Origin of the sequence: Brevundimonas sp. LPMIX5 (assembly GCF_003576505.1) — a bacterium.
GTDB classification, from domain to species: Bacteria; Pseudomonadota; Alphaproteobacteria; order Caulobacterales; family Caulobacteraceae; genus Brevundimonas; species Brevundimonas naejangsanensis.
The window spans coordinates 25,696-51,084 of the sequence record NZ_QWTZ01000015.1 but is presented as its reverse complement, the minus strand read 5'-3'; the positions used below and the strand labels follow the sequence as shown (position 1 = coordinate 51,084).

Sequence of the window (25,389 nt, the reverse complement as noted above, 5' to 3'; positions counted from 1 at the left end):
CTCAGTCCAGCGCGCAGATGTCGGGCAGGCCGCGCATCCCGCCCGCATGGTCCAGGCCATAGCCGACCAGAAAGCGGTTCGGCGCCTCCCAGCCGACGAAGTCGGGCTCGGGCGCGCGGGGCTTGGGCCAGGGTTTGCGGGCGAAGACGCAGGTCAGCACCTCGGCGGCGCCTGCTTCCCTGGTGATGCGCACCGCCTCGGCCAACGACAGGCCTGTGTCGAACACGTCGTCCAGAATCAGCACCTTCTTTCCGGTCAGCGGGCGCTGATAGGGGGCGCGGACCTCGATCCGGCCCCGGCTGGTCTGCTCATCGCCGTAGGAAGCCAGCCACAGGGCGTCGAAGCGCACATTGCGGCCTTCGCGCGACAGGGCGCGGGTCAGGTCGGCGGCGAACCACAGTCCGCCGGTCAGCAGGACGGCGGCCACCGTCTGATCATCGACATGGGGGGCGATGCGGCGCGCCAGATCGGCCACGACGGCCTCGATCTCGGCCTGGGACAGAAGAACCGTGGGAGCGGGCGTCGATGGGGTGTCAGCCATGCCTCGCCGATACCCCGTCTGCGACGTCGGTGTCGAGAGGCGCGGGCGTCGGACCAAGGTCGAGGGCGCCCAGACGACGCAGGCCTCCATCTTCGCGCGCGGCGGGTTCAGGGCGGGCCTTCTTGCCGGCGGAGCGGGGGGGCGCCTTGCGCGCAGGCTCAAGAATGAACTTCGTCGTCATCCCCGCCGCCTTGCCCTGCGGGTCAGCGATGACCGTGGCGAAGCCCTCGACCTTGCCGGGCAGGATGGGCGGCCAGTCCGGGCGCACCACGCGGCTGGCGATCTCGACGCCGCGCTCATCCTGTAGGATCACACGGATGGGGGGCGACGACACTTCGGTCTCGCGAATATTCCGCACGGCCCCTGACACGACGATCCTGCCGGGATCATGCGGCGCCACGCGGGCCCTTTGGGCTTCGAACTCCAGTCCGACGATGTTCACGTCCAGACCCAGGGCGCCATAGGCCCCTGCCGTCGCCGGGAATTTGCGGACGATCTCTTCACGGAACAGGACGCCGCTGGTGATCAGTCCCAGCACGACCGCCGCCGCCGCGGCCCAGGCTGCGCCCGCTGCCGCCGCCTGCCGTGTGCGGCGCTTGCGCTCGGCCCGGGCGCGGAAGGCGCGCGGCAGTTCGGGCGCAGGCGTCTCAGCTAGACTTTCAGGCCGGGCTTCGGACGAAGGGTCTTCGGCTGGGCTCAGGCCTTCCGACGTCGATTCCAGCTCCAGCGGCGCATCCTCAAGGCTGGCGCGCCAGTCGTGGCCGCACGTCTTGCAGCGGACACGACGGCCGTTGGGGCCGATCGCTTCGTCGGGAACAAAATAGCTGGTGGCGCAGGCGGGACAGGTCAGTATCATGTCAGCTGACTGTGAGGCTTATCGCCCCCTCCTGTCGCGGCGCAACGCCCCGGTCCAATACGAAACCCTATGCCCGATCCGATCCGCCGCGCCGCCGACCCTGATTCCGCGCCTGAAGCCGTCCGCCTCAGAGGCGTGGGCTTCGGCTATGCGGGCAGGCCCGCCGTGCTGCGGGACGTTAACCTTAGTCTGCCAAACGGCTCTTTCCACTTCCTTACCGGACCTTCGGGGGCGGGCAAGTCCTCGTTGCTGCGGCTGCTGACTTTGGCGGCGCGGCCGCAGGCGGGTCGAATCAGCCTGTTCGGCCAGGACGTGACCCAACTGCCCCGGCGCGAGGTCCCGGCGCTTCGTCGCCGCATGGGGGTGATCTTTCAGGATTTCCGCCTGCTGGACCATCTGTCGGCCTTCGACAATGCGGCCTTGCCGCTGCGGCTGGCGGGAGAACGCCCGGCGGACTACGGCGCCGACGTGCAGGAGATGCTGCGCTGGGTCGGGCTGGGCGGGCGGCTGGACGCCCTGCCGCCCACCCTGTCCGGCGGCGAGAAGCAACGGCTGGCCATCGCCCGCGCCGTGGTGGCGCGGCCGCGCCTGATCCTGGCCGACGAACCGACCGGCAGCGTCGACCGGCCGATGGGCGAGAAGCTGATGCGGCTGTTCCAGTCGCTGAACAAACTGGGCGCCACGGTCTTGATCGCCAGCCACGACGAGGCTCTGGCCGAGCGCAGCGGCGCCGCCGTCCTGCGGTTGGAAGGCGGGCGGCTGGCTCAGATCGCGCCGGCTTCATCGGCGGGACCGGAGGCGCAGTCATGATCGGCCTCATGCGCAACGCCCAGCCCGAACTTCTGCCGCGCGAGGCCGGTGGAGAACGCTGGCTGGTGGTGGTCATCGCCGTGCTGTGCTTCCTGGCCTCCATCGCCGCCGTCGGCGCCTTGGCGGCCGATCGGGCCGCGCACGGTTGGGCGTCGCATCTGCGCGCCGAGGCGACGGTGCAGGTGCGCCCCCGCGTCGATGAGACCGGCCCCGCCGCCGCCGCCCGCGCCGCCGAGACCCTGGCCGGGGTCAAGGGCGTGGCTGAGGCGCAGGCGATGGACCGCAAGGCGGCCGAGGCCCTGTTGCGGCCGTGGGTGGGGGAGGCGGTGTTGCCCGACCTGCCTCTGCCCTATCTGGTTGTCGTCCGGCTGGACCCCGAGGCGCCCGCCAGCGCGCCGAGCCTGAGCCGCGCCCTGGCCGAGGCCGGGCTGGACGCCAGCGTCGACGACCACAGCCTGTGGCGCGGCGAGGTCGAACGGTCGGCGGGCCTGATCACGGCCCTGGCGGGCGCGGCCTTCCTGCTGATCGCGGCGGCGACGGCGGCGGCGATCGCCTACGCCACCCGAGCGGGCATGGCGGCCCAGGCGACGGTGATCGAGACGCTGAGCCTGAACGGCGCGTCGGACGGAGCGATCGCCGCCCTGTTCCAGCAGCGGTTCGGCGTTCTGGCGGCGACGGCGGGCGCGGCGGGGGCCGGACTGGCCGCGCTGATGCTGGCGGCGTTGCGCCTGATCGGGGGCGAGGGCGGGCTGACCCCGGCCCTGCCGCTGGCCTTTGGCGACCTGCTGGCGCTGATCGCCTGCCCCTTGCTGGCGGGGGCGGTCGCGGTGCTGGCTGCGCGTTTGACGGCGCTGGCGAAGCTGGGCGGGCGTCGCTAGTTAGTTAAGCATGAAGTTCCTGACGCTGATCGCCGTGGTGGCGCTGATGTGGCTGACGGGCCTGTTCGTCTTCGCCGAGCGGGTTCGCGGTCTGACGCCTGCGCCCGAGCCGGCGCGGGCGGACGCCATTGTCTCCCTGACCGGCCCCTCGGCCGAGCGCGTCAACGCCGCCATCCGCCTGCTGGAGCAGGGCAAGGGCGACCGGCTGCTGATCTCGGGCGTCAACCGCGAGGTGCGCCGTCAGGAGCTGCGCGCCCTGACGCCGGGGTCCAAGAAGCTGTTCAACTGCTGTGTCGACCTGGGCTTCGAGGCCGAGAACACCGTCGGCAACGCCCAGGAGATCGCCGCCTGGGCGCGGGCCAAGGGTTATGACGATCTGATCGTCGTCACCTCGGACTATCATATGCCGCGCAGCCTGCTGGAGATTCGGGGGGCGGCGCCCGGCGTGCGGCTGACCCCCTACGCCATCTCCACGCCGTCGCTGGACACCCCGTCCTGGTGGCGCGCGACCGAGACCGCCCGGCGCATGACGCTGGAGTACATGAAATACCTGGCCGTCCTGGGCCGCGAGGGGATGCATCGCCTGACCGGCCGCCATCCCGAGCGCCCCGGCCCTGCCGCACCCGACGCCTCAGACCTCCGCAAGGCCGCTGCATGACGACCGTTCGATCCCTGATCTTCACCCTGTGGCTGTATCTGTCGATGCCGCTGTTCGCCGTCCTGCTGTCGCCCGCGCTGCTGATGCCGCACCGGGCGGCGATGGGGGTGATCAAGCTGTGGGCGCGCTTCGTCCTGTTCGGCCTGCGCTGGATCGCGGGGGTGAAGGTCGAAGTGCGCGGGCTGGAGCACCGCCCCAACGGCCCGGCCCTGATTGCGGCCAAGCATCAGGGGATGCTGGACGTCATCGCCCCCTTCGCCTTCCTCGACGACGCCTGTTTCGTGATGAAGAAGGAGCTGATGCCGCTGCCTTTCTTCGGCTGGTTCGCCTGGAAGACGAAGATGATCGCCGTCGACCGCGCCGCCCACGCCAAGGCGCTGAAGGACATGGTGCGCCAGACCCGCGCCCGTCTGGTGGAGGGGCGTCAGATCCTGATCTTCCCCGAAGGCACGCGCACGGCTCCGGGCGCACCGGCCGACTACAAGCCCGGCGTCGCCGCCATCTATCGCGACGTGGACGCGCCCTGCTGGCCGGTCGCCACCAACTCGGGCGTCCATTGGTCGGCGCATGGTTTCAAGCGCTATCCGGGCACGGTGGTGTTCGAGTTTCTGCCGCCGATTCCGTCGGGTCTGAAGCGGGCCGAGTTCATGAAGCAGTTGGAAAGCCGGATCGAAGACGCCTCGACCGCCTTGTTGCCGCCCAGAACCTAGGCTTTGGAGAGCGGGCCCCTATATCATCAGCTGTTGACCGGGACCCGCTCATGATTTCACGCTCCGCCTTTCGCCTCGCCCTGCTGACGGTCGCCCTGGGGGGCTTGCCGGCTGTCGCCTCTGCGCAGTCACAGCCATTCCAGCCGCTTGAAGCGCCGCAGACGTGGAAGGTCGACATCGGCGGCGGCTTTGTCCGGGGCTTCAGCGTCTCGGGCGACAAGTCCGAGGATTTCAACTTCACCGCCTGGGGCTCGGCCTCCTATCGTGACATCGTCTACGCCAACGGTCTGGACGGACTGGGCTGGAACGCCGTCAAGCGCGACGGTTTCCATGCGGGCGTTCAGTTGCGTCCGCGCTTTGCAGCGGGCGACATCGAGGGCATGGACCGGCCCGGCTACGGTGCCGATGCGGCCCTTTACGCCTTCAAACGTCTGCCGGGCAATGTCGTGGTCGGAGGCCGCATCCAGCATGACGCCACCGGCGACGACGCCGGTCTTGAGTACTACGGCTCGGTCAGCCACCAGCGCGTGACGCCCGTCGGCATGTTGCAGACGATGGCCTATATGCGCGGCGGCAGCGACGCGCGCGTCCAGCGCTATTACGGCGTGACCGCACAGGAAGCGGCCAATACCGACTACGCCGCCTTCACGCCGTCGGGCGGACTGTCGGCCGCAGGCGCCGCAGCCATGCTGGCCGTGCCGATCGGCGACCGTTACGGCGTCGGCGCTTTCGTCAACTACGAACAGCGTCTGGGCGACATCAAGGACAGCCCCCTGATCAAGGACGACTACGTCTGGCGCGCAGGCGTGATCGGCGTGGTGCGCTTCAACAGCGGCGGCTGAGGCTTCAGCTCGCCGCGAACTCGCTGAGGGCGTCGAGGACGGCGCGGTTCTGGTCTTCGGTCCCGATCGTCACCCGCAGGCAGTCAGGCAGGCCATAACTGCCCACGCCGCGAACGATGATGCCCTTGGCCTGCAGATAATCCTGCGCCGCCGAGGCTGAGCGCTTCGCATCGGGGAAGCGGATGAGGATGAAGTTGCCCGAGGCTGGAAACACCTCGAAACCAAAGCCCCGAATGGCCTGCGTCAGGCGCTGCCGCCACTCGGCCACCAGATCACGCGAGGCCTTCTGGTGCGCCTCATCGCCCTGGGCGGCGATGGCCGCTTCGATCCCCGGCAGGGAGACGTTGAACGGCAGGCGGATGCGGTCGATGGCCTGCTCCACCGCCAGCGGCGCATAGCCATAGCCCACCCGCAGACCGCCCAGCCCATGCAGCTTGGAGAAGGTGCGGGTGACGACGATGTTGGGCGCCGTGCGCGCCAGATCGAAGGCGCTCTCCCAATCCGGCTCGGTCACGAACTCGGCGTAGGCTTCGTCGATCACCAGGATGACATGAGCGGGCAGGCCCGCGTGCAGGCGGCGGATCTCCTCGCCCGTGGCGAAGCTGCCGGTCGGATTGGCCGGGTTCGACAGATAGACCAGCTTGGTCCGCGCATCGACCAGGGCCAGCATGGCGTCGACGTCGGCGCGGAAGTCCGGCTCGGCCGCCTGCCTGACCTCGGCCTGACAGGCGCGGGCGGAAATCTGATAGGCGACAAAGGCGTACTGGCTGGTGACGATATTGTCCCCCGCCTCCAGATAGGTCTGGTTCAGCAGGGCGAAGACTTCGTCCGAGCCGTTGCCGAAGATCAGCCGTTCCGGCTCCAGCCCGTGCGCCTCGGCCACCGCTGCGCGCAGGCGATCGGCCCGACCGTCGGGATAGAGGTGGATCGAGGCGACGGCGACGGCGAAGGCCTCGCGCGCCTTCTCGCCCGCGCCCAGCGCGTTTTCGTTGGAGGACAGCTTGATCGGTTTGGCGACGCCCGCGATGGCGCTCTTGCCGCCGACATAGGGCGCGATGTCCAGCACGCCGCGCTTGGGTTGAGGCGCGCCGCCGGACGGCGCCTGGTTCGCTTCGGTCATGCGCGCGTCATCCCCTGCCGGTCGAAAAACTTGAGCCGCTACGTTCAGAAGACGGGAGCGGCGCCGATGACGCCGGTCAGGCCGCCGGGCGCGCCGTCCAGCCTGATGTCTTCCGCCTGCACATAGCCTGTCAGGACGAACAGCTTCAACCCGCCTCCGCCCGACAGAAATTCGGCCGCCAGACCGGCCTGCGACAGGGCCTCGACGATACGGGCGTCCGGCCATGCGCTGTCCGTGACCCAGAAGGTGCGGTCCTCGCCGGTCGGTCCCGGCGCCTCGGTCGACACCATCAGGGCGCGCGGCGCCCCGGCGGCGTCATCCGGCAGGGCGGCGATGACCTTCAGCATGGGCAGGGCCAGCAGCCGCCCCCACCACGGGCGCGGCGACAGATCGATCAGGGCGCGCGTCTTGCGCGCCGCCCCGTCGCGCACGGCGATCAGGGCCTGATCCGCCTCGGCCAGCGGCCGCGCCGCCAGACCCCAGCGGTCAGACGCCAGCATTTGCGACCGCGCTCCGCAGGCGATCAGGGGGCGTCCCTCAGACGCCTCCAGCCGCCCCAGCACGGCGCGCACCGCCGCTTTTTCGGACAGGCTCATGCCCGAAAGAACGGCGCGCAGGGCGATGGCGTCGCCGTCGACCGAGCCGCGTGGCCCCGCCGCCAGACGGGCGCGCGCGGCCTCTGCAACGGCGCGTTCCAGCGACAGGCGTTCCTCGTCTGCGGGCGGCTCGATCAGCATGACAAGGGCGGCATCAGAACAGCTGCGGCGCGGGGGCCAGGGCGAACGGCCCCAGATAGGTGCGGCCGCCGCGGAACAGGATGGCCAGTTCCACGCCCTGACCGTCGTCGCCGGTTCCGCCCTGCGGCGTGGCGGCGGCGGCCTTTGCGGCTGCGGCGCGATCCAGCGCCCCGCCCTGCTGGGCGCCCGCCAGGCCGACGATGGCCGCCAGCGGCTTCTCGGCGCGCACGAAGACCTCGCCTTCCAACTGACCTTTGGCGTCGGCCGACAGGGCGTCGCTGGAGACGAAGGCCTTGCTCTCGCCCGCCTGAAGCTGGCCCTTCACGTCGATGAAGCGGCCGCCCGCCGCCGTCCATGCGGTCAGCAGTCCCTTGGCGTCCGCGCCCTTGCGCAGGGCCGAGGCCTTTTCGATCACCGCCTCGATCTGGGCGTTCAGCATCCCCGACTGGGCGAAGCCCTCGACCGGGCCGTTCGCGCGGCCCTCGCCGTCAACCAGACGGAACAGCACGTCGACGTCATCGGTCGGCGTGTCCGAGCCGACCAGATGCGGCCGCATGTAAAACTGCACCAGCGCCGCCTGTTTCAGCGGGAAGGGCTCGGCGTCCGGCAGGGCGGTGAAGACCGGCTTCTCCAGCTCCAGCGCGATATTGGGCCAGCGCTGCGTCAGGCCGTGCAGGCTCATGCGGACGCCCTCGGCGCGGATGGCGGTCTTGCCCTTTTCAGCGCGCGTAACCGTCAGCCCGTGCGGCGCCGCCAGCACCCAGCGCGTCGGATTATAGGCGTTGGCCTGCGCCACCATCTCGGGCGCCTCGACGGCGTGGCCCGACGGCGCGATCACATCCAGATGCTTGATCGTCACCCGCGCGTGCATCGGCCAGCCCGTGGTCGAGACGCCGCCATGCGTGATGGTCCAGCCGCTCTGCTGCAGCCCGGCGATCTTGCCCTCCAGACGCTGTTCGATCTGTTGGGTCAGGAAGAACCACCAGCCGGTCCACAGGACCAGGCCCACGGCGACGATGGCGAAGGGTATGATCAGGCCCTTACGGCTGTGGTGCGGTGCGGCGTCGGTCATGAGCGCGCTTTAGCAGGATGAGCGGCTGCTGACACGTCCTGTCAGCAGGAACAGGCGAGGCTGCCGCCCGTTCGAATTGCAAGCTGACAGGAGACGAGGACCATGGAGACGCAGCAGCTTCATCGCGGCCGTCTGATCGACCATCTGCAACTGGTGACGCCGGACCTTGAGGCCAGCCGCCGCTTCTACGGCGCGGTGCTGGAGGCCCTGGGCGTGCCGATCGGCGGCGAAGCCGAACGCTTCTTCTGGGCTGACGAACTGTTCGTCTCGGCGGTGGACAGCATCGCTGCGCAGGGCCGCGCGACCGGCCGCTGCCATCTGGCCTTCCAGGCGAAGGACCGCGCCATGGTCGAAGCCTTCCACAAGGCGGGGTTGGCGGCGGGCGGAACCGACAACGGCGCGCCGGGCGAGCGGCCCTATCACCCCGGCTACTACGCCGCCTTCCTACTCGACCCGGACGGCAACAACATCGAAGCGGTGTTCCACGGCGAGGCCGAGCGTTCCGCCGCCAGCGTGGTCGTGACGTTCGAGAGCTAGGATCAGGCGGTCAGGTCCGCCCAGGTCGCCGCGCAGGCGCGGGCCGCCTCGTCCGGCGCCAGCTCCAGCAGCAGGCCGCGCTGGCCGCCGTTGATCAGCACCCGCTCGAACAGGATCGCCGTCTCGTCGATGAAGGTCGGGACGGCCTTGCGCTGGCCGAAGGGGCTGACGCCGCCGACCTTGAAGCCGGTCAGGCGTTCGGCGTCGGCGGGCTTCATCATCTGGGCCGACTTGCCCCCGGCGGCGGCGGCCAGCTTCTTCATGCTGACCTCGCAGTCGGACGGCACGACGACGCAGACGGGCCTGGCGTCCACCAAGGTCATCAGCGTCTTGAACACCTGCTCGGGCGCCCAGCCCAAGGCCTCGGCCGCCTGCAGGCCCACGCGCGGCGCGTCGGGGTCGTAGTCGTAGGGGTGCAGTTCAAAAGCGACGCCGGCCTTGGTCAGGGCGACGGTGGCGGGGGTGGTGCGGGACATGGCGTCCCCATCTCACCTTTCGTCATCCTCCGGCAAGCCGCGCAGCGGCGCTGACCGGGGGACCCAGCGGCGCCCGTCAGGGCGAAAAGCCCACGCGCTGCGCTTGCCATGAAGATCGCCTTCGGCGCCGCTAGGTCCCCCGGTCTCGCTCCGCTCGCCGGAGGATGACGAAGAAGAGGCCGAGGCTTCAGGTCGTCTCGGGATCGAGGAAGTTCTTGGTCAACTCCACCGTCTCGGCCAGCCCCAGGCGCAGCACCTCCGTCCCCGGCGGCAGGGCGGCGAACAGGCGCGTCGGGCAGGCGGCGTCCAGCATGACGAAGACGCCCCGGTCGTCCGCCCGGCGGATCAGGCGGCCGAACGCCTGAGCGATCCGACCGCGCGCCAGGGCGTCGTCCCACGAGCGTCCGCCCGAGCCCGTGCCGAATCGCTCGCGCCGCGCCTTGTGCAGCAGGTCCGGACGCGGCCACGGTACGCGGTCGAAGGCCAGAACCCGCAAGGACCGGCCCGGCACGTCCACGCCATCCCTGACGGCATCCGTGCCCAGCAGGCAGCTGTCCCGCTCAGCCCTGAAGACATCGACCAGCGCCCCGACCTCCAACGGATCGACGTGCTGGGCGTAGAGCGGCAGGCCCGCGCGCGCCAGTTCCGGCCCCAGCCGTTCATAGACCGCCTTCAACCGCCGGATGGCTGTGAACAGGCCCAGTCCTCCGCCGCCCGCCGCCAGGAACAGTTCGCGCATGGCCGCCGCGATCTGGCGCGGGTCGTCCTTGACCAGGTCGTTGACGACGATGACCCGGCTGTTGGTGGCATAGTCGAAGGGACTGTCGACCTTCAGCGTCCGCGCGGGCTCGATCAGGCGCGCCGCCCCGGTCCGCAGACGGGCCAGGTCGAAGGGGTCTTCGGCCGCCGGGTCGGACAGGGTGGCGCTGGTCACCAGCACCCCGTGCGACGGCATGACTACGGCGGCTTCCAGCGGCACGGTCGGATCGATCCAGTGACGACGCAGGGCCACGTCGTGGATGCGGCCGAAGGCGGCCTCGGCGCTCAGCCAATCCACATAGTCGGGGTCCGGTTCGTCGCCGCCCTCCTCCAACGCCGCCAGCATGGAGCGCCAGCCGGGCAGGGTCATGCGGCCGCGCCGGTCCAGTCCGCGCAGAGAGCCCTCGATGCGGGCGCGGGCGGCGCCGTCCAGTTCGGCCGCCTCCTCGTCCAGAATGTCTTCGAGATGGCGCGACAGGGCCAGCAGGGGCGCCTCGACGGCGGCGATGGCGCGCGCGGCCTCGCGCGCGGCCTCCAGCACCGGCTCTGTGACGGGGCGCAGGGCGCATTCCAGCCCGAACTCGGCGCCGCCGTTCTCGGCCGCGCGGGCGCGCAGCTGCTCCAGCGCTGCGACCAGAAACCGCTCGATCGGCCCGATGGGATTCACCTCGCCCGAGGCCGGGGCGATGCGGCCAGATACGCCCTCGCCCGGCAGTTGGGCGGCGGCCTGGAGCGCGTCCTTCAGGGCCTTGGAGGCGGCTTCGTTGTCGGCGGTCAGGTCGCCCAGACGCTGTTCCAGCCCGCGCCCGCGACGGCCGCGCCCCTCCGGCCCCCTGATCCAGCGGCGCAGCTCGGCCGCCTCCTGTCCCGACAGGCAGGCGGAGAAGGCGCTGTCGGCGGCGTCGAACAGGTGGTGGCCCTCGTCGAAGACGATGCGTTTCAGCGCCGCCGTCTCGCCGTCCTGCTTCAGGCCGCGCGCCGTGCGGGCGCCGTCGAAGGCCGCCTGCGTCATCACCAGCGCATGATTGGCCACCACCAGATCGGCCCGTCGGCTGGCGCGGATGGTCTTTTCAACGAAGCACAGACGATAGTGGGGACAGGCGGCGTGGACGCACTCGCCGCGCCGGTCGACCAGATTGGCCGGTCCCGCCTGATGCATGGGCGCGGTCGCATAGAGGCCGGGCAGCCAGCCGGGATAGTCGCCCCCCGTCATGTCGCCGTCGCGGGTGTGGGCGGCCCAGCGCGCGGCCAGGGCCATGCCGATCAGGTCGCCGTTCCCTAGTTGCGCCGCCTGCACCATGTCCTGAAGATTCAGCAGGCAGAGATAGTTCTCGCGCCCCTTCCTCACCACCGTCTTGCGGCGTCGTTCGGCCTCGTCGGGCCACAGGGCGCGGCTCTCGCGGTCGATCTGGCGTTGCAGGGCGCGGGTGTAGGTCGAGATCCACGCTGCGCCTGCGTTGCGCTCGGCCCACAGGCTGGCGGGCGCCAGATAGCCCAGCGTCTTGCCCGTGCCGGTCCCCGCCTCGGCCAGCAGGACGCGCGGGCGGCCCTCTTCATTGCGTGGCGAGAAGGCATAGGCGGCCTCGGCCGCATAGTCGGATTGGGCGGGCCGCGTCTCGTCCAGACCCGAGGCCTGAAGCAGTTTATCCAGACGGATGCGGGCGCTCTCAGAGTCGACCGGCGCGGACCCGGCCTCGCCGCGCGGCGCCTCATCCTCCCACTCCTGCAGCCGCGCCCAGACGTCGAGGCCCGAGCCGCGCTGCTGGCGGTCCCGCAACGGCCCGGCGCGCAGGGCCTGAAGCACGCGCGGCGCCCAGCCCCAACCCGCCCGTTCCAGCGTCAGGGCCAGCGTGTAGGCCTCTTCCCGTCCCGGATAGGCGGGCGCCGCCAGTTCGGCCAGCAGATCGGCGGCGGCGGCGCGCAGGGCGGCGGCCTGGGCCTCGGCCCCTCTCGGCTCCTCGCGTCCCAGCGCCAGCGCCAGTCCGGTGGCCGACGGTGCGCAGAACCGGGCGGGGCGCACGAAGGCGAACAGCTCCAGCGCATCCAGCATCTCGCTCGAGCGCGGCGGCGGCGCCAGACCCAGACGCCGCGCCGTCAGCCCGGCGTGGGCGACAATGACGGCGCCGCCGGTGAACAGGCCCTCGGCGGCGCCGCGTCCGATCTTCCTTGCGCCCTGATCGTCGCACACGGCCCCGGCCCCCGGCGGCGTGGCCAGCGCGGGCGGCAGGTCGAACGTCAGGGACGACGCGGTGCTGGTCTCGGCGGATTCGACGGTCACTTTTGCTAGATAGCGTCGATGGTGACGAAACGGAACGGGAACATGCTATAGGCTTGGCGTGACGACGACGATCACTGCAACGCTTCCGCCCCTGTTCGCCGACTGGTTCGCCGGTCGGGGCTGGTCGCCGCGTCGGCATCAGCTGGAAATGGTCGCGGCGGGGCAGGCCGGACAGCACGCCCTGCTGGTGGCGCCGACGGGCGGGGGCAAGACTCTGGCGGGCTTCCTGCCCAGCCTGATCGATCTGGCCGAGCGCGGCCCGAGGCCCGACGCAGGGCCGGGTTCGGGCGTTCACACCCTCTATCTGTCGCCGCTGAAGGCGCTGACCACCGACGTCGAGCGCAACCTGATGACGCCCATCCGCGAGATCGGGCTGAACATTCACGTCGAGAGCCGCACCGGCGACACCAAACAGTCGAAAAAGCAGCGCCAGCGCGATTTCCCGCCCGACATCCTGCTGACCACGCCGGAGCAGTTGGCCCTGTTTTGCGCCTGGGAGGGGGCGAGGGACTATTTCGCCGACCTGAAATGCGTCGTGCTGGACGAGGTCCACGCCATCTGGAGCGGCAAGCGCGGCGACCTGCTGGCGCTGGGGTTGGCGCGGTTGCAGACGTTCGCGCCGGGGATGCGTCGGGTGGCCTTGAGCGCGACGGTGGATGATCCGGACAGGATCGCCGACTGGTTGTCTCCTTCTCCCCTCGGGGGAGAAGGGATTCGGATCGTCCTCGGCGACCCCGGCGCCCCGCCGGTGGTGGATGTGCTGGTCAGCGAAGGCCGCGTGCCCTGGGCGGGCCACACCGGCGTCCACGCCATCCCCGAAGTCTATGACGCCATCAAACAGGCAGGCCTCAGCCTGATCTTCGTCAACACCCGCTGGCAGGCCGAGTTCGTGTTCCAGTCGCTGTGGGCGATCAATGAGGACGACCTGCCCATCGCCCTGCACCACGGCTCCCTGGCCGCCGAGCAGAGACGCAAGGTCGAGGCGGCCATGGCGCGCGGCGATCTGAAGGCCGTGGTCTGCACCTCGACGCTGGATCTGGGCATCGACTGGGGCGACGTCGATCTGGTGATCCAGCTGGCCGCGCCCAAGGGGGCCAGTCGTCTGGTCCAGCGCATCGGCCGGGCCAACCACCGGCTGGACGAGCCCTCGCGCGCCCTGATGGTCCCCGCCAGCCGCTTCGAGATGCTGGAATGTCAGGCCGCGCGCGAGGCCGTGGCCGAGAACGCCTTCGACTGGGAGCCCGAACATACCGGCACGCTGGATACGCTGGCCCAGCACGTCATGGGCTGCGCCTGCTCCGAACCCTTTGATCTGGCCGACCTGTACGCCGAGGTGACGACGGCCGGCCCCTATCGCAGACTGACCTATGAGGCGTTCGAGGAGGTGGTCGATCTGGTCGCCACCGGCGGCTATGCGCTGCGGACCTATGACCGCTTCGCCCGCATCGTGCGCACCCGCGACGGCAGGTGGACCGTCCGCAACGGCCAGATGGCCCAGCGGCACCGGATGAACGTCGGCGCCATCGTCTCGGCCGCCAATCTGAACGTGCGCGTCGCTGGACGGCGCGGAAGCGGCAAACACCTCGTCGCAGGCCGCAAGATCGGCGAGGCCGAGGAGTGGTATTTCGAACAGATGACGCCGGGCGACACCTTCGTCTTCGCCGGTCAGGTCTGGGCCTTTCAGGGGATCGTCAAGACGGACGCCCTCGTCTCGCCCGCCGTCGATAAAGACCCGAAGATTCCCTCCTACGGCGGCTCGAAATTTCCTTTGGGCACGTCGCTGGCCGAGCGGGTGCGGCGCATGGTGCAGGACCGCGATCACTGGCGCGTCCTGCCGCCCGACGTGCAGGAGTGGCTGGAACTCCAGGCGGTCCGCAGCGCCATCCCCGAAGCGCAGACCCTGCTGGTCGAGACCTTTCCGCGCGGGACTCGACACTTCATGGTCGCCCATCCGTTCGAGGGTCGGCTGGCGCATACGACGCTGGCCATGCTGCTGACGCGGCGGCTGGACCGGATGGGCGTCGGGCCTCTGGGCTTTGTGGTGACGGACTATTCGCTGGCCATCTGGTCGGTCCGGCCGATGGACGACCTTGACCTGGACGCCCTGTTCGAGCCGGACATGCTGGGCGACGATCTGGAGACCTGGCTGGAGGAAAGCTTCATGATGAAACGGTCCTTCCGCAACTGCGCGCTGATTTCCGGCCTGATCGAGCAGCGCCAGCCGGGGGCCGAGAAGACCGGGCGGCAAGTGACCTTTTCGACCGACCTGATCTACGACGTGCTGCGGCGGCATCAGCCGGACCATCTGCTGCTGAGGACAGCGCGCGCGGATGCGGCGACCGGCCTGCTGGACGTGGCGCGGTTGGGCCAACTGCTGAGCCGCATCCACGGCCGCATCGTCCATAAGGCGCTGGACAGGCCCTCGCCCTTCAGCGTGCCCGTGCTGGTGCAGATCGGTCGCGAACGGGTCGGCGGCGATGCGGCCGAGATGATCCTGGATGAAAGCGCCGAAGCCCTGATCGCCGAGGTGATGGAAGACGCGCCTGAGGCGCTGAAAGGGGCGGCGTGAAGCAATCGTGCGTCCTTCTCCCCTCGGGGGAGAAGGTGGCTTGCGGAGCAAGACGGATGAGGGGGACGCCCGACACGCGCTCCCGGTCTGACGGCTTGCCTGCGGATACAGCCCCCTCATCCGAGCGGCTCCGCCGCCCACCTTCTCCCCCGAGGGGAGAAGGGCGATGAACGACGCCCTGCGCGAAACCCTGTCGCCCTACCGCCATCCCTGCGGAGGGCTGAAGCTGATGGTGAACGGCGAGCCTTGCGTGTTGCGCTGTTCCGGCGCCCTGTGGCTGCCGGGTCGTCAGGCCCTGATCGCCTCGGACCTGCATCTGGAGAAGGGCTCGGCCTTTGCTGCGCGCGGCCAGATGCTGCCGCCCTATGACAGCCCCGCAACCCTGGCGCGGCTGGAAGCTGAGATCGAGGCGCTGGACCCGCGCATGGTCGTGCTGCTGGGCGACAGCTTCCATGATTCAAAAGCGGTGTCGCGCATGGACGGCGCCCAGCTGGCGCGGCTGGAGAGGCTGGCGGCCGGGCGCGACTGGGTCTGGCTGGAGGGGAACCATGATCTGGACGCTCTGGCCGGCGCCCTGGACCAGTTGCCGGGCCGGGTGGTCGAGACGATGGCGCTGGGCGGCCTGTTTCTGATCCACGAACCCCAGATCGAGCCGGCGCCGGGCGAGGTCGCAGGCCATCTGCACCCCGCCGCGCGCGTCGCCGCCTATGGCCGGGGGGTGCGGCGTCCGTGTTTCGTCACGGACGGGCGGCGGCTGATCATGCCCGCCTTCGGCGCCTTCACCGGGGGGCTGGATGTGCGCGATGCGGCGGTGGCGTCCCTGTTTGCGACCGCGCCGCTGGCGGCCCTGCTGGGGCGGGACAAGGTCCACGCCGTCGCCTTCGACCGCCTCAGCTGAGGCGGCGACGGCGCAAGGACGGTCGGCCGGTCAGCCGACGTGGGGCGTGATGATGCCCAGGGGCAGGGTGGTGACGCTTTTCACCCCGCGCGTGACGATGTGACTCTCGCAGTTGGAGACGATGCCCAGCGTGAGCAGCTTGTCGCGCAGGAATTGGTCGAAGGCGTGCATGTCGGTGGTGATGATGCGCAGGACATAGTCTTCGCGCCCCGTGATGGTGGCGCACTGCACCACTTCCGGCCAGCCCTCGACGGCTTCCTCGAAAATCTGCAGATTGTCGCGCGTCGGCAGGCTCAGCTTGACGATGGCGTAGACCTCGAAGTCCAGACCCAGGAGTCCAGCGTCCAACAGCGTGACACGCTTGCGTATCAGGCCGCTATCCTCCAGTCTCTTGATCCGACGCCAGCAGGGCGAGGCCGACAGGCCGACCCGATCGGCCACCTCGGCGACGGACAGGCCTGCGTCCTGCTGAAGGATGTCAAGGATGCGCGCGTCGATGGGGTCGAGTTCGTCGGCCAAAGGCTTTCTCCGAATTTGCTTTCTGCGCAATAAAATACCCCAAATCGGTATTTGGCAAGAGTGTTTTTGGAAGAGCTAACATTGAGCCGACATGCTATGCCCTGCTTCATAAGGAAACGCGGCCGGTTCAACCGGACGGGAGGCATTGATGAAGAACACCCCGACGCTGTCGCTGCGCGTCCCGGAGCCTTCGGGCCGGCCGGGCGACACGCCTGATTTCAGCCATCTGAAGCTCGATGAGCCCGGCGCGGTCGCCCGCCCCGACGTCAGCACGGCCCCTGCCGAAATGCGCGACCACGCCTTCCGACTGATCCGCGTTCTGGATGATCAGGGCAAGGCCGTCGGGCCGTGGGACCCCAAGCTGGACCCCGAGACGATGCGTCGCGGCCTGAAGGCCATGATCCTGACGCGCGCCTTCGACGACCGGATGCACCGCGCCCACCGTCAGGGCAAGACCAGCTTCTATATGAAGTGCACCGGCGAAGAGGCCATCGCGGTCGCGCAAGGGATGATCCTGAGCCGCGAGGACATGGGCTTCCCCACCTATCGGCAGCAGGGTCTTCTGATCGCGCGCGACTATCCGCTCGCGACCATGATGAACCAGATCTATTCGAACGCCGAAGACCCCATCAAGGGCCGCCAACTGCCGATCATGTATTCGGCCAAGGACTACGGCTTCTTCACCATCTCGGGCAATCTGGGCACGCAGTATGTTCAGGCCGTGGGCTGGGGCATGGCCTCGGCCATCCGCGGCGACGACAAGATCGCCATCACCTGGATCGGCGACGGCTCGACGGCCGAGAGCGACTTCCACTCGGCCCTGACCTTCGCCGCCGTCTATCGCGCGCCGGTCATCCTGAACATCGTCAACAACCAGTGGGCCATCTCGTCCTTCCAGGGCATCGCCGGCGGACTGGACACCACCTTCGCGTCCAAGGGCATCGGCTATGGCCTGCCCGCCCTGCGCGTCGACGGCAACGACTTCCTGGCCGTCTGGGCCGCGACCCAGTGGGCCGAGGAGCGCGCCCGGACCAATCAAGGCGCGACGATCATCGAACTGTTCACCTACCGCGGCGCCCCGCACTCGACCTCGGACGATCCCAGTCGCTACCGTCCCGGCGACGAGCATGAGAAGTGGCCGCTGGGCGATCCGATCGCCCGCCTGAAACAGCACCTGATCGCTATCGGCGAATGGTCCGACGCACAGCAGGAAGAGGCCGAAAAGGAAGCGGTCGAGAAGGTCCGCGCCGCCGCCAAGGAATCCGAGGCCATCGGCACGCTCGGCCAGTCGCGCCCCAGCGTGAAGACCATGTTCGAGGAGGTCTATGCGACCGAGGACTGGCGTCTGGTCGAACAGCGCCGCGAAGTAGGAGTCTGAGTGATGGCCGAGATCAACGACAAGATTGAAGCCGACATGGTCGACCAGAAGAACGCCCCGGCGTCGGTCGCCCCGGACGCGCCCGCCGTTGCGCCGATGAACATGATCCAAGCCCTGAACTCGGCCCTGGACGTCAAGATGGCCGAAGACCCGACCGTCGTCTCCTACGGCGAGGACGCGGGTTATTTCGGCGGCGTCTTCCGCGTCACTGACCACCTGCAGAAGAAGCACGGCCTGAGCCGCAGCTTCGACGCTCCGATCTCGGAAACGGGCATCGTCGGCACCGCCATCGGCATGGCCGCCTATGGCCTGCGCCCGGTCGTCGAGATCCAGTTCGCCGACTACATCTATCCGGCCTACGACCAGATCGTCTCCGAAGCGGCCAAGATGCGCTATCGCTCGGGCGGCCAGTTCACCTCCTCGATGGTGATCCGCAGCCCCTACGGCGGCGGCATCTTCGGCGGCCAGACGCACAGCCAGTCGCCGGAAAGCCTGTTCACCCACATCGCCGGTCTGAAGGTGGTGATCCCGTCCAACCCCTATGACGCCAAGGGCCTGTTGCTCGCGGCGATCGAGGACGACGATCCGGTCATCTTCTTCGAGCCCAAGCGCCTCTACAACGGCCCTTTCGACGGCTGGCACGAAAAGCCGGTCAGCCCGTGGAAGGCGCAGGAACTGGCCCAGGTCCCGACCGGCAAATACGTCGAGCCGATCGGCAAGGCCCGCGTGATGAAGGAAGGCTCCGACGTCACCATCCTGGCCTACGGCACGATGGTCTGGGTGGCGCTGGCGGGCGCCGAGCATGCGGGCGTCGACGCCGAGGTCATCGACCTGCGCACCCTGGTGCCGCTGGACATCGAGGCCATCGAGGCTTCGGTCAAGAAGACCGGCCGCTGCGTCATCGTGCACGAGGCGCCGAAAACCTCGGGCTTCGGCGGCGAACTGAGCGCGCTGGTGCAGGAGCGCTGCTTCTATCACCTGGAGGCGCCGGTGGCGCGCGTGACCGGTTGGGACACGCCCTATCCGCACGCCTTTGAATGGGAATATTTCCCCGGACCGCAGCGGGTCGCCGACGCGCTGAAAGCCGTCATGTCGGGAGGCCGTTAAGATGGGTCGTTTCGTCTTCAAGCTGCCCGACGTGGGCGAAGGCACCGCCGAGGCCGAGCTCGTCGGCTGGCACGTCAAGGTCGGCGATACCGTCGCCGAGGATCAGATCGTCGCTGACGTCATGACCGACAAGGCCACGGTCGAGCTGACCAGCCCGGTCGCGGGCGTCGTCACCGCCCTGCACGGCGAGCCCGGTCAGATGATGGCCGTGCGCGGCCCGCTGGCCGAGTTCGAGGTCGAGGGCGAAGGCAACGTCGCCGCCGATGAGCCAGCCCCCGCGCCCGTGGCCGCCAAGGCCGAAACGGCTCCGGTCGTCGCTGAGGCGCCGAAGGCCGAGGCTGCTCCAGTCAGCGTCCCGGCCGCCGCCGGGGCTAACCACGTCTTCAAACTGCCCGACGTGGGCGAAGGCACCGCCGAGGCCGAGCTGGTCGGCTGGCACGTTAAGGTCGGCGACGCGGTTCAGGAAGACCAGATCCTGGCCGAGGTCATGACCGACAAGGCGACGGTCGAACTGACCAGCCCGGTCTCCGGCGTCGTCGTCGCCCTGCACGGCGAAGCCGGTCAGCAGATCGCCGTCGGCGGTCCGCTGGTCAGCTTCAAGGTCGAGGGCAAGGGCAATGTCGCCGAGGCCCCGGTTGCTGCTGCCGCGCCTGCCGCCAAGGCTGCGCCTGCCGTCCCACCGACAGCGGCTGCCGCGCCCAAGCCTGTCGTCAAGGCCGACGCCAAGCCCGTTCCGGCCCTAACCGGCCGCCAGCCGGGCGAGCGCCCGCTGGCCTCGCCCGCCGTGCGCAACCGCGCGCGGGATCTGGGAATCGACCTGGTCTTCGTGCCGGGCAACGGCCCCGCCGGCCGCATCGAGCACGCCGATCTGGACGCCTTCGTGGCGCGCGGCGGCACGTTCGCCCCGGCCACGGCCGCGGGCGGTTCGCTCTACGCCAAGGCTGAGGGAACCAACGAAGTCCGCATCATCGGCCTGCGCCGCAAGATCGCGGAGAAGATGGCCGAGAGCGTGCGTCGCATCCCGCACATCACCTATGTCGAGGACATCGACATGACGGCGGTGGAAGAGCTGCGCGCTCACCTGAACGCCCAGAACAAGGGCACGGGGAAGGCCAAGCTCAACGTCCTGCCCTTCATCGCCCGCGCCATCGTCGTGGCCCTGAAGGACCAGCCGAACATCAACGCCACCTATGACGACGAGGCGGGCGTGCTGACCCAGCACAACGCCGTCCATCTGGGCATCGCCGCCCAGACGCCGAACGGCCTGATGGTCCCGGTCGTCCGCCACGCCGAGGCGCGCGACGCCTACGATACAGCCGAGGAAATCGCCCGCGTGTCGGGCGCGGCCAAGGACGGCAGCGCCAAGCGTGAGGAGCTGTCCGGCTCGACCATCACCATCACCTCGCTGGGCACGCTCGGCGGCGTGGTGCACACGCCCATCATCAACCACCCCGAAGTCGCCATCGTCGGTCCGAACAAGATCGAGGAGCGCGTCGTGGTGCGAAACGGCCAGATGGTCGTGCGCAAGATGATGAACCTGTCCTCCAGCTTCGATCACCGCATCGTCGACGGCCATGACGCGGCGGTCTTCGTGCAGAAGATCAAGACCCTGCTGGAGAACCCGGCGACGTTGTGGATGAACTAAGAACCCAGCCTCTTCCCTTCCGCTCATCCCCGCGGAGGCGGGGACCCAGGCTTTAGCTTCGGACCCCGCCCTTGGCCTTCTTCACCTACATCATGGCCAGCCGACGGAATGGGACGCTCTACACGGGCTCGACGGACGACATCGGTCTGCGCGCCTGGCAGCACAAGGAAAGGGCGGGCTCCAAATTCACAGCCCGCTATGAGGTCGAAAGACTGGTCTGGTTCGAGATCCACGAAACCCGCGAGGCGGCGTTTCAACGGGAGCGGCAGATCAAGAAGTGGAACCGTCAGTGGAAGCTGCGGCTGATTGAAGACATGAACCCTGGCTGGCGCGATCTGACCGAGACGTTGAGCGCGTAGCCGAAACCTGGGTCCCCGCCTCCGCGGGGATGAGCGGAGAGTTTGATGCAGACCCTCAAGACCAAAGTCCTGATCATCGGCGCCGGAACCGGCGGCTATGTGGCGGGCATCCGTTGCGGCCAACTCGGCCTGGACACCATTCTGGTGGACGCCTCGCCGGGCCTCGGCGGCACCTGCCTGAACGTCGGCTGCATCCCGTCCAAGGCCATCATCCACGCAGCGGGCAAGTATGAGACGGTGGCCAAGGCCGCCGGCGACGGAACCCTGGGCATCACCGCCTTGACCCCGGCCATCGACCTGTCGAAGACGGTCGAGTGGAAGGACGGCGTGGTCAAGAGGCTGAACGCGGGCGTCGCCGCCCTGGTGAAGAAGGCCAAGGTCAAGGTCATCAAGGGCTGGGCCGAGTTCTCGGACGCCAAGACCTGCACCGTCAAAACCGACGACGGCGACATCCGCATCACCGCCGAGCACGTCATCCTGGCCACAGGGTCGGAGCCGGTCGAACTGCCCTTCCTGCCCTTCGGCGGCGACGTGATCTCGTCCACCGAGGCCCTGAGCCTGCCCGAGGTTCCCAAGAAGCTGGTCGTCGTCGGCGGCGGCTATATCGGCCTGGAGCTGGGCATCGCCTTCCGCAAGCTGGGCGCCGAGGTGGCCATCGTCGAGATGGCTGAGCGCATCCTGCCGCTCTACGACAAGGCCCTGACCGACCCGGTCGCCAAATGGCTGGAAAAGCACGGGGTCCAGCTGTTGCTCGGCGCCCGCGCGGGAGGGTTCGGCGACGGCAAGCTGAACGTCACCGACAAGGACGGAAACCCGATGCAGTTGGACGCCGACAAGGTGCTGGTCACCGTCGGCCGCCGCGCGCGGACCCAGGGCTGGGGCCTGGAGAACATGGGCGTGGCCATGAACGGCCCGTTCGTGAAGATCGACAATCGCTGCGCCACCAGCATGAAGAACGTCTGGGCCATCGGCGACCTGACCGGCGAACCCATGCTGGCGCACAAGGGCTCGGCGCAAGGTGAAGTCGTGGCCGAAATCATCGCCGGTCATGATCGCGTGTTCGACCCGACCACCATCGCCGCCGTCTGCTTCACCGAGCCGGAGATCGTCTCGGCGGGCCTCGGCCCTGACGACGTCAAGGGCCGCGACGACGTGATCCAGGCGGTCTTCCCCTTCGCCGCCATCGGCCGCGCCCTGGCCATCGAGGCGGGCGAGGACGGCGGCTTCGTCCGCGTCATCGCCTCCGAGTCGGATCACCGTCTGCTCGGGATCCAGGCCGTCGGCCAGCATGTCTCGGAGCTGTCCAACAGCTTCGCCCAGATGCTGGAAATGGGCGCCGTGCTGGAGGACGTGGCCGGAACCATCCACGTCCACCCGACGCTGGGCGAGGCCTTCCACGAGGCCTCACTGCGCGCTCTGGGTCACGCCATACATATCTGAGGGCGCTATCGCTCGCGACGCGGTCGCTCGCTGCGTGAGCGCAGTCGAGCAGGCCGCGATCGTCGGCCCTTCGGGACCTCCCGCCCCGACGCGGCCGGAGCGGTCTTTTGCTCCGCTCGAGGCAAGAAAAAGGGGCCGTGCGAACGACATCGCGCGGCCCCTTCCTGTATCTGGCGTTCGTCGTCAGTGCTTGGCGGGAACGCGCGTGTCGGTGGCTGGATCGACGGCGCCGGGGCGGCCCTCGGCGGCGGCCTGAGCCTGTTTGTCTTCCAGCTTGTCGGCGACCTTGCCGGCGCCGTCTTCGACAGCCTGAGCGGCCTTCATGGCGCCGGATTCGATGACTTCTCCGGTCTGGGCGGCCACGTCGGCAGCCTTGTCGCCGGCGGCTTCGGCGTTGGCCTCGGCCTTGTTCTGCTCGGCCTGGGTGCAGGCGGCGGCGCCGAGCGCCAGAACCGAGGCGGCGGCGATGGTCAGGGTGCGGATGCGCATGGGTGATAGCCCCTCTGAGATATGAACCTTGGCTTTAACGCCGTTCATCGCCTTGGGTTGCGAGCGGCCTCAGTCCAGATTGATCGGCAGCGTCTGGCTGGCCAACAGCCGCTCCGTCGTCTTCCAGTGGTCGGGCCCCTGACGTTCGACCCAGGCCTGCACCATGTCGCGGCCGAGGCCATAGTTGATGACGTAGGAGCGGTAGGTCTCGATGAAGCTCAGCCGCTGCGCCGCCCGGTCGCGCGCGACGAGGCTGTATTTCTGCAACTGGTCCAGCGCCGTCTCGCGGTCGATGCGCCCGGCCAGATAGGCGTCCGCCACAGTATACTCCGCCCGCGCCAGCTCGCGCGTCAGGGCCAGAAGCTGCGTCTGCGCCTCCGCCGTCGCCGGGTCCAGCCCCGCCAGCGGATACAGCACGCGCGCCTCGAAATCCGTCCGCTCATGGCCGGGGAAGGCCAGGTCGATGCCGTAGTTGGCGCTGCCCTCGGCGATGAAGGACATGGGGCTGAACAGCGGATAGACGCTCATCTCGACCCAGCCCTTGTCCTTGACGAAGGTCTGTTCCAGCAGGGCGTTGTAGACGTGGTGGCCCGGATAGCCCTCGTGGCAGCCCAGATCGACCGCGCGGTCGATATAGATCGGCAGGTCGGTGTTCACCTGGATCAGGCTGAAGGCCCCGCCCTTGAACCAGTTGTAGCCAGACCACGGCTGATCGGTGACGAACTCCAGGGTGAAGGTCTCGCCTGCGGGCAGGGTCATGTGGCGTTCGGTGCGCGCCTTGCACTCGCCGATGGCGGCGCGCATCACCGTATCCAGCCGGTCCTTGGGAATGACGTAACGGGCGCGAAACGCCGCGACCCGTTCCGCCAGCGGCCCGTCGCCGGGGACCAGGGCGTCGATGCGCGCCAGCACCGGATCGTAGGACGACAGGGGCCGCAGCTCCGGCCGCACGCCGAACAAGGCTTCGGCCTCGTCGGCGAAACCCATCTTCTCGCCCTGAAGCATCCGCAACCGCGCCGAGGCCGCCGCGACATGGGCCTTCAGATAGGCGCGGCGCTGACGGCTCTGGGCGTCCAGGCCGCGCTCGGGCAGGGCGTCCAGACGTCGGCTCAACGCCGCCGCGCCTTCGGCCAGCTGGGGCAGGGCGCGCGGGTTGACCTTGGCCGCCTCGACCCACTCGGCCGGGCCGTAATAGGCGTCGACATAACCCGGCTCGCGCTCGCCGATCTCCAGCGTCAGGGCGACATAGTCGCGCGCGACGGCGTCCAGACTGTCGGCGTCCGGCTTCTGCGCCGCAGCGCAGGCGGCCAGAACGACGACGGCGCCCATCAGGGCGGCGATGGTGGCGACACGCATGGAAATCTCCCTCTCTCGCGCCTGACGCTAGGCGTTCCGGCCCCTCTCGCCAAGAAGCGACCAGCGGAAGGCAGTTCAGGGATTGAGACCGCCCCGCCCATGCTGTAAGCACCGCCCTCCGGCCTCGTCGCCGCAGACGCACCCGTAGCTCAGCTGGATAGAGTGCTGCCCTCCGAAGGCAGAGGTCACAGGTTCGAATCCTGTCGGGTGCGCCAGTCTCAAGCACATCGTTGAACACACGCTGGCGCGCAACCGTTGTCGTTGGCTGGCGGCAAGCGCCTAATCGACTGCCTGCACCGCGATCCAGTCGCTGATGGTCTTCACGATGGCGGGGCTGAGGCTCATAGCTCCCGCCCGATGCTGTCCCGGCGCGAACCCTTCGCCACGCAGAAAGAAGTGATCCTCGTGGGGCAGCACGATGAACGTCATTTCGGCGGCGGGATTCTTTTTCGCAAGGAAGACAGGCAGATTCTGCAATGGCGAGGTGAGCGAATCCGCATCGCCCCAGACCAGCAGGGTCGGGTCGGTGATCTGTCCAAATACGGGCGCGGGATCGTGGCTCAGCCAGACCTGCATTTCCTGGCTGGCCATCCGGTCAACGAAATCGGTCTTGTTCTCAGCGATCTCTTCGGGCGTAGCCCGCGCCAGGTCGAAGAGGCGATCGACCCCCGCCGCCACGGCGGCGCGGTCGGCGGCGATGGACGCTTCCGCTATGACGTCGAAGGCGGCGCGGAGGCGTTGGTGGTCTTCAGGGCTGTGGTCGGGAAAACGCGCAGGGTTGGATTGCTGCTCGACCCACACGGCGCGGCCCTGTCGGCTGGGGGCGCCGAGCAGCACCATGAAGGCGACGGCGTCCTTGCGGTCCGCCCAGATGGATGAAGCGACCAGGGCGCCTTCGCTATGGCCGATCAGACCCAACGGGACATTCTGAAGGTCGTTTCGCTGAGCGAGGGCGTCGAATGCGGCGAGGATGTGCGGTTCACGCTGCTTGAAGTGTTGGACGCGCGGTCCGGTGGAGGCCCCGACCCCGGCGTTGTCGATACGAAGGCTGGCGATGCCTTGCTCGGCAAGGCCCTCGGCCAGTTCCTTGAACATTGGGGTTCCTGAGATGATCTGATTGCGCCCATGCGGACCTGCGCCTTGGATTAAGACGACCGCGGCGCGGGCGGGGCTTTCCGGCAAGGTCAGCGTGCCGGCCAGAACAGCATCACCAGATGGTATGCTGACCTCGACATCCGATTGCGCCCAAGACGCCATGGGAGCGAGTGAAAGGGCCGCTAGAAGAGCTATGGCTGCGTATCGCATCTGAATGTCCACAAGTTGGAACGATGCGATTAAGAGGCGAGCTTGGCGGT

The 25,389-nt window shown here is 68.8% G+C and carries 24 protein-coding genes and 1 tRNA gene; 14 read left to right on the top strand and 11 right to left on the bottom strand.

Translation table 11 applies throughout. The features are described from left to right. Position 1: 1 nt before the first annotated feature. Both D1604_RS13580 and D1604_RS13575 read right to left on the bottom strand, forming a co-directional pair. On the bottom strand, positions 2 to 541 hold the full coding sequence (locus D1604_RS13580) for a phosphoribosyltransferase (RefSeq protein ID WP_024354948.1): 540 nt from the start codon (positions 539 to 541) through the stop codon (positions 2 to 4). Continuing rightward, positions 534 to 1,397, bottom strand: coding sequence for an MJ0042-type zinc finger domain-containing protein (locus D1604_RS13575; RefSeq protein ID WP_119413724.1), 864 nt, complete (start codon positions 1,395 to 1,397; stop codon positions 534 to 536). The genes D1604_RS13580 and D1604_RS13575 overlap by 8 nt, the downstream gene beginning before the upstream one ends. Positions 1,398 to 1,466: 69 nt before the next feature. On the opposite strand from D1604_RS13575, the gene D1604_RS13570 reads away from it, so the two are divergent. The 5 genes from D1604_RS13570 to D1604_RS13550 are packed head-to-tail and all read left to right on the top strand — an operon-like array spanning position 1,467 to position 5,295. After that, positions 1,467 to 2,207 carry a cell division ATP-binding protein FtsE gene (locus D1604_RS13570; protein WP_119413723.1) on the top strand — a complete coding sequence of 247 codons (741 nt, stop codon included), beginning with the start codon at positions 1,467 to 1,469 and terminating at the stop codon, positions 2,205 to 2,207. After that, the gene (locus D1604_RS13565) at positions 2,204 to 3,085 is read left to right on the top strand and encodes a cell division protein FtsX (RefSeq protein ID WP_119413722.1); all 882 of its coding nucleotides are present in this window, start codon (positions 2,204 to 2,206) and stop codon (positions 3,083 to 3,085) included. Before D1604_RS13570 ends, D1604_RS13565 begins: the two co-directional genes overlap by 4 nt. A 10-nt stretch (positions 3,086 to 3,095) precedes the next feature. After that, complete coding sequence (locus D1604_RS13560) at positions 3,096 to 3,743, top strand: YdcF family protein (protein ID WP_024354944.1); 648 nt, start codon at positions 3,096 to 3,098, stop codon at positions 3,741 to 3,743. Next, positions 3,740 to 4,453 (top strand): lysophospholipid acyltransferase family protein, encoded by a 714-nt coding sequence (locus D1604_RS13555; protein WP_119413721.1) that lies wholly within the window; start codon positions 3,740 to 3,742, stop codon positions 4,451 to 4,453. The genes D1604_RS13560 and D1604_RS13555 overlap by 4 nt, the downstream gene beginning before the upstream one ends. Before the next feature lie 50 nt (positions 4,454 to 4,503). Continuing rightward, the gene (locus D1604_RS13550) at positions 4,504 to 5,295 is read left to right on the top strand and encodes a MipA/OmpV family protein (protein ID WP_119413720.1); all 792 of its coding nucleotides are present in this window, start codon (positions 4,504 to 4,506) and stop codon (positions 5,293 to 5,295) included. A 4-nt stretch (positions 5,296 to 5,299) separates the two neighbouring features. Here the strand turns inward: D1604_RS13550 and hisC are convergent, their stop codons facing one another. Genes hisC through D1604_RS13535 form a run of 3 tightly spaced genes read right to left on the bottom strand, consistent with a single transcriptional unit; the run spans position 5,300 to position 8,224 of the window. Further along, positions 5,300 to 6,415 carry a histidinol-phosphate transaminase gene (gene hisC / locus D1604_RS13545; protein WP_119413719.1) on the bottom strand — a complete coding sequence of 372 codons (1,116 nt, stop codon included), beginning with the start codon at positions 6,413 to 6,415 and terminating at the stop codon, positions 5,300 to 5,302. Positions 6,416 to 6,459: 44 nt separating this feature from the next. Next, entirely contained in the window at positions 6,460 to 7,152 is a 693-nt protein-coding gene (locus D1604_RS13540; protein ID WP_119413718.1) for a hypothetical protein, read from the bottom strand. Positions 7,153 to 7,165: 13 nt separating this feature from the next. Continuing rightward, entirely contained in the window at positions 7,166 to 8,224 is a 1,059-nt protein-coding gene (locus D1604_RS13535) for a DUF2125 domain-containing protein (RefSeq protein WP_119413717.1), read from the bottom strand. A gap of 102 nt (positions 8,225 to 8,326) precedes the next feature. On the opposite strand from D1604_RS13535, the gene D1604_RS13530 reads away from it, so the two are divergent. After that, positions 8,327 to 8,761 (top strand): VOC family protein, encoded by a 435-nt coding sequence (locus D1604_RS13530; RefSeq protein ID WP_119413716.1) that lies wholly within the window; start codon positions 8,327 to 8,329, stop codon positions 8,759 to 8,761. A 2-nt stretch (positions 8,762 to 8,763) separates the two neighbouring features. On the opposite strand, the gene ybaK is transcribed toward D1604_RS13530, so the two are convergent. Then, positions 8,764 to 9,237 carry a Cys-tRNA(Pro) deacylase gene (gene ybaK, locus D1604_RS13525; protein WP_119413715.1) on the bottom strand — a complete coding sequence of 158 codons (474 nt, stop codon included), beginning with the start codon at positions 9,235 to 9,237 and terminating at the stop codon, positions 8,764 to 8,766. Between the two features lie 187 nt (positions 9,238 to 9,424). Next, positions 9,425 to 12,274: an ATP-dependent DNA helicase gene (locus tag D1604_RS13520; protein ID WP_119413714.1), complete on the bottom strand. Its 2,850-nt coding sequence runs from the start codon at positions 12,272 to 12,274 to the stop codon at positions 9,425 to 9,427. Positions 12,275 to 12,332: 58 nt separating this feature from the next. Here D1604_RS13520 and D1604_RS13515 point away from each other — a divergent pair, with 58 nt between their 5' ends. Together D1604_RS13515 and pdeM are read left to right on the top strand one after the other, a co-directional pair. Then, complete coding sequence (locus D1604_RS13515) at positions 12,333 to 14,843, top strand: ligase-associated DNA damage response DEXH box helicase (RefSeq protein ID WP_119413713.1); 2,511 nt, start codon at positions 12,333 to 12,335, stop codon at positions 14,841 to 14,843. Between the two features lie 166 nt (positions 14,844 to 15,009). Further along, positions 15,010 to 15,741 (top strand): ligase-associated DNA damage response endonuclease PdeM, encoded by a 732-nt coding sequence (gene pdeM, locus D1604_RS13510; RefSeq protein WP_024354934.1) that lies wholly within the window; start codon positions 15,010 to 15,012, stop codon positions 15,739 to 15,741. A 30-nt stretch (positions 15,742 to 15,771) separates the two neighbouring features. On the opposite strand, the gene D1604_RS13505 is transcribed toward pdeM, so the two are convergent. Next, entirely contained in the window at positions 15,772 to 16,260 is a 489-nt protein-coding gene (locus D1604_RS13505) for an Lrp/AsnC family transcriptional regulator (RefSeq protein WP_024354933.1), read from the bottom strand. Between the two features lie 148 nt (positions 16,261 to 16,408). On the opposite strand from D1604_RS13505, the gene D1604_RS13500 reads away from it, so the two are divergent. The 5 genes from D1604_RS13500 (at position 16,409) to lpdA (ending at position 22,189) form a co-directional block, all read left to right on the top strand. Next, complete coding sequence (locus D1604_RS13500; protein ID WP_024354932.1) at positions 16,409 to 17,638, top strand: 3-methyl-2-oxobutanoate dehydrogenase (2-methylpropanoyl-transferring) subunit alpha; 1,230 nt, start codon at positions 16,409 to 16,411, stop codon at positions 17,636 to 17,638. A 3-nt stretch (positions 17,639 to 17,641) separates the two neighbouring features. Then, the gene (locus D1604_RS13495; RefSeq protein WP_199683790.1) at positions 17,642 to 18,745 is read left to right on the top strand and encodes an alpha-ketoacid dehydrogenase subunit beta; all 1,104 of its coding nucleotides are present in this window, start codon (positions 17,642 to 17,644) and stop codon (positions 18,743 to 18,745) included. Position 18,746: 1 nt separating this feature from the next. Further along, the gene (locus tag D1604_RS13490; protein ID WP_119413712.1) at positions 18,747 to 20,390 is read left to right on the top strand and encodes a 2-oxo acid dehydrogenase subunit E2; all 1,644 of its coding nucleotides are present in this window, start codon (positions 18,747 to 18,749) and stop codon (positions 20,388 to 20,390) included. Positions 20,391 to 20,461: 71 nt separating this feature from the next. Continuing rightward, positions 20,462 to 20,749, top strand: coding sequence for a GIY-YIG nuclease family protein (locus D1604_RS13485; RefSeq protein ID WP_024354929.1), 288 nt, complete (start codon positions 20,462 to 20,464; stop codon positions 20,747 to 20,749). 45 nt (positions 20,750 to 20,794) lie between these two features. Beyond that, entirely contained in the window at positions 20,795 to 22,189 is a 1,395-nt protein-coding gene (gene lpdA / locus D1604_RS13480) for a dihydrolipoyl dehydrogenase (protein WP_233552097.1), read from the top strand. Positions 22,190 to 22,372: 183 nt separating this feature from the next. On the opposite strand, the gene D1604_RS13475 is transcribed toward lpdA, so the two are convergent. Together D1604_RS13475 and D1604_RS13470 are read right to left on the bottom strand one after the other, a co-directional pair. Continuing rightward, positions 22,373 to 22,678, bottom strand: coding sequence for a hypothetical protein (locus D1604_RS13475; RefSeq protein ID WP_119413710.1), 306 nt, complete (start codon positions 22,676 to 22,678; stop codon positions 22,373 to 22,375). A 69-nt stretch (positions 22,679 to 22,747) separates the two neighbouring features. Beyond that, positions 22,748 to 24,034 carry a hypothetical protein gene (locus D1604_RS13470; RefSeq protein WP_119413709.1) on the bottom strand — a complete coding sequence of 429 codons (1,287 nt, stop codon included), beginning with the start codon at positions 24,032 to 24,034 and terminating at the stop codon, positions 22,748 to 22,750. A 138-nt stretch (positions 24,035 to 24,172) separates the two neighbouring features. Between D1604_RS13470 and D1604_RS13465 the strand changes: the two genes are divergently transcribed. Continuing rightward, a tRNA-Arg gene (locus tag D1604_RS13465) sits at positions 24,173 to 24,249 on the top strand. A 64-nt stretch (positions 24,250 to 24,313) separates the two neighbouring features. Here D1604_RS13465 and D1604_RS13460 read toward each other — a convergent pair. Continuing rightward, a complete protein-coding gene (locus D1604_RS13460; protein WP_158584944.1) occupies positions 24,314 to 25,291 on the bottom strand; it encodes an alpha/beta hydrolase in 978 nt (325 codons plus the stop codon). Positions 25,292 to 25,389: the final 98 nt, after the last annotated feature.